Origin of the sequence: Streptomyces cahuitamycinicus (genome assembly GCF_002891435.1) — a bacterium.
Classification (GTDB): domain Bacteria; phylum Actinomycetota; class Actinomycetes; order Streptomycetales; family Streptomycetaceae; genus Streptomyces; species Streptomyces cahuitamycinicus.
In genome coordinates, this window is record NZ_POUC01000970.1 from 1 (window position 1) to 468 (window position 468).

Here is a 468-nt window from a genome sequence, read left to right on the forward strand (position 1 = left end):
CCCCAGCGCCGTATCGATCGCCAGGAATTCCCCGCGGATTTCTTCAACACGGCTCGTGCGCGACGCACCCTGCAACCCTTCACGCAGCAGCGCAAGCACTTCACCGTCGGCGCGCCCGCGCTGGCATTGATCTTCATACAGCACGACGTCGTCAAACACACCGCCAAGAATCTGCGTCTGCTTGCGGATATCTTCGTCGCGGCGGTCGCCAGCCCCGCTGATCACCACCATGCGCCGCTGCGCCGGCATGGTGGCTACCGCGTTACACAGTGCCTGGATGGCATCCGGGTTATGGCCGTAGTCGGCGATGAGCGTGGCGCCCTTGTAGTCGAACAGGTTGAAGCGCCCCGGCGCGGTGGCGGCGTCGTTCACAAACGTCGCCAGCCCGCGGCGGATCACCGTCCAGTCGATGCCAAGCGCCCATGCCGCCGCAATCGACGACATCGCGTTTTCCACCTGGAATCCGAT

General features: G+C 64.5%; 1 protein-coding gene. It reads right to left on the bottom strand.

Annotation, left to right across the window (positions count from 1 at the left end; translation table 11 throughout):
• The coding region (locus C1J00_RS48700) for a glutamate ligase domain-containing protein (protein ID WP_219728425.1) at positions 1 to 456 on the bottom strand (456 nt) is incomplete at its 3' end.
• Positions 457 to 468: the final 12 nt, after the last annotated feature.